General features: G+C 58.3%; 3 protein-coding genes. 1 reads left to right on the plus strand and 2 read right to left on the minus strand.

The window, feature by feature from the left end; all coding sequences use genetic code 11:
- Positions 1 to 399: 399 nt before the first annotated feature.
- A complete protein-coding gene (locus AAFN47_RS27970) occupies positions 400 to 675 on the plus strand; it encodes a hypothetical protein (RefSeq protein ID WP_035228767.1) in 276 nt (91 codons plus the stop codon).
- A gap of 278 nt (positions 676 to 953) precedes the next feature.
- Here the strand turns inward: AAFN47_RS27970 and AAFN47_RS27975 are convergent, their stop codons facing one another.
- Complete coding sequence (locus AAFN47_RS27975) at positions 954 to 1880, minus strand: LysR family transcriptional regulator (RefSeq protein ID WP_127601224.1); 927 nt, start codon at positions 1878 to 1880, stop codon at positions 954 to 956.
- A 10-nt stretch (positions 1881 to 1890) separates the two neighbouring features.
- A complete protein-coding gene (locus tag AAFN47_RS27980; RefSeq protein ID WP_080723358.1) occupies positions 1891 to 2976 on the minus strand; it encodes a YeiH family protein in 1086 nt (361 codons plus the stop codon).
- Positions 2977 to 3150: the final 174 nt, after the last annotated feature.

Raw genomic sequence — 3150 nt, forward strand, 5'->3', positions numbered from 1 at the left:
CATTTGGAGTGTAATAAAATCTCATTGGCGTCTCATTTGAAGTGTAATGCATTACACTTCAGTCTCACGCAAATCATTGAAAACACTCAATGCGCGAGTCTCGGTTTCAAACCTAAATCGACAACAGGCACGTGTGCAAATGCGATCGCGCATCTTGCACGCAGATCACTCCGCGGTTTTACTGCCGAGTGCGGGAGCGGGGATTCTTAGGTATGTCCGAACAGCATCCGGGGCCGATCATTTCTGGAGAAGCGATCGCTTCAGAACTGCGCCGAAGAAAAAGCAAAGACTTTTACAAGACTGACACGGGCTCCACGAAAAAGCTTATCGCGGAGAAGGTCGCGCTCGAGGAGCGCAGACGGATGGCGCGCTGTCAGAACGAATACCAAATCGACTCGAATGGCTCGGGTCAAGCCCGCCGACGAACAGCTCGAAGACGAGGTTTGGAGCATCTTGGCGCAAATGGGCTTCAAGGAAATGAGCAAGGCCCGGAGATTTCTGATCGCCGTTGAGGACGGTTTACCGCCCCGCCAGATCGATGTTTTCGCCAAGGGCGATGAAACCGTCATCATCGTCGAATGCACGCGAAAAGAGAGCCCAGGCAGAAAGAACATGGCGGGTCTCATCGAAAAAGATGAAATCCATCCGCGAACCTGTCTGGAAGTCTATCCGTAAATTTTACGGGCAGCAGGCCAAGCTCAAGATTCGGATTGTTATAGCGAAAAGAAATATTTCGTGGAATGACGTAGCCTTGGCGAAATGCAAAGAAGCGCAGATCACTATCATAACGGATAGTGAAATCGATTACTACACGTCACTTGTGCAGCATCTCAAATATGCCGCTCGATACCAATTTCTAGCTCATATGTTTGGCGGTCAGAAAATCGATGGTCTTGCCAGACAGGTCGTTGCAACGCGGGGCAAAATGGGAGGAGTACCATTCCACACCTTTCTCATACCGCCAGATAAGTTGTTGAAAATCGCTTATTATCGGCCGCGGAGAGTTCTGTTACCATGTGACGAAACTCCTGGGCCGCGCGGGCTTGGTAGCGCTCCTTGTGCGCGAGCAGGAAAAACTGCCGCGGCGGCAAGGCGATCTTGACCGATCGGAGCGTGCCGGCGGCCAGCGCATTGGCCACAACGAGCCGCGACATCGCCGTCACGCCAGCGCCGGCCTGTACCGCCGCGCGCACCGATTCATTCGACGGCAGCTCGAGGACGATATCGAGACTTGCTTTGTCTACGCCTAGAGCCGGCAACGCTGCTTCGAAGATTGCGCGCGTACCGGAACCCGGTTCGCGCAACACCCAGCACGCCTGCTGGAAGTCACGTTTCGGGTTTGGGATCTGGCTGGCCCATGGGTGGTCAGGCGCGACGACGATCAGGATCTCGTCTTCGGCTATCGCGCTGATCGTCAGCGATGGGTCGTCAACGTCGCCTTCGATGAGGCCCAGATCGGCTGCGCCGTCATGGATGGCGGACGTTACCGTTGCGGTGTTGCCGATTGTCATCGTAACGGTGATGCCTGGGTGATGCTTCTGAAAGCGCTGAATGTGTTGCGGCAGCCAGTAGTTGGCCACGGTCTGACTGGCTGCAATCGTAAGCTTGCCGCGCTTGAGACCTGAGAGGTCGGCCAGCACGGATTCGGCCGCCTGCGCGCGTGCAACGACGGCCCTTGCTTCGGACAGGAAGATCTTGCCGGCTTCAGTCAGCACGATGCGACGGCCGATCCGGTCGAAAAGCTTGGCCTGGTGGCGGTCCTCAAGCGTGGAGACCGCGGCGCTAGTGGCCGATTGCGTCAGGTTCAGGTCACGCGACGCCTGCGTGACATGCTCGCGTTCCGCCACCGCGATGAAGATGCGAAGTTGTTCGAGGGTCATGTGGGTCTTCTCATCCGGCAAGCTTGACGAGCATTAGACTAAATGAGGCGATGAAAAGAAAGGCAGCGAGTCCCAGAAGGAACGGGCGCGCACCCTTGGCCTTGAGCTTGCGAAAATCGGTCTCCAGGCCCATCGCGGCCAGCGCCATCGACAAGAGAAACGTCGTCAGGGTCGCGATCCAGGCCTTTGCGTCTTCCGGGATAGCGACCGCGCTGTTCAATCCGACCAGCGCGACGAAACCCAGCACGAACCACGGCATTGGCGGTCTTGCCTGCGTATGGTCCGGACCCTTCGACTTCATCCGGTGTGTCGTCGCGAAGCCAAGCGCGAGGACCATCGGCGCCAGCATCATCACCCGCGTCAGCTTGGCGATCGTGCCGAACTCGCCCGCCTGCTTACCGTCCTGGAAGGCTGCGGCGACAACCTGCGCGATTTCGTGGATCGATGCCCCCGCCCACAGGCCGAAGCCGTGCGCATCGAGATGCAGGAGGCCGGGCAGCAGCGGGTAGGCAAACATCGCGATCGAGCCGAACACCGTGACGCAGGCGACCGCGTAGGCGACATCTTCGTCATGCGCTCGGGTGACCGTGTTGGTGGCGATGACGGCGGAGGCGCCGCAGATCGAGGTGCCTGCCGCGATCAGCTCGGCCAACTTGCGCTCGACGCCAATCAGCCGCCCGAACCAGAGCGTGAAGGCAAACGTGGCGCCGAGCGTCGTTGCGATGATGGCGACACCGGCGGCGCCGACCTCCGCGACCTGAATGATTGTCAGTTGTAGCCCCAGAAGAATGATCGCGCCGCGCAGAAGCGTGCGCATCGAGAACGCTACCCCCGCCCTGGCGCGAGCCGGCGTCCCCACAAGGTTGTGAAACGCCATTCCGATCACGATTGCGATGATCATCGGACTGAAGGCGCCGACGCCCGGCGCTTGACGCAGGACCAAAGCCAATCCGGCGATGAGCGCCGCAAGGAACAGGCCCGGAGCCAAAGTGCGAATTGTATGCTGGCGGTATGGTTCGGCGTGGTGCTTGACCGCGACGGCCGGCGTATCGGTTTGGGCGGCGTGCTCGAGATCGATTCTGGGAAGCGCATTCATGGCGTCACGACACGAAAGTGGTGAATCTGTCCGACATTTAAGAACATATAGGGGCTTGTCGCAAACATTTTCGGAGCGCGCAATTATCCACTGAGCGTCCTCGTTTTCATGCTTTGTTAACCTTTTGTAGTCCGAAGAGGTGCGCGAGCAGATCGTTCTGATCATTTACGGTCC

It is taken from the genome of Hoeflea sp. CAU 1731, from assembly GCF_039888615.1.
Lineage (GTDB): Bacteria > Pseudomonadota > Alphaproteobacteria > Rhizobiales > Rhizobiaceae > Flavimaribacter.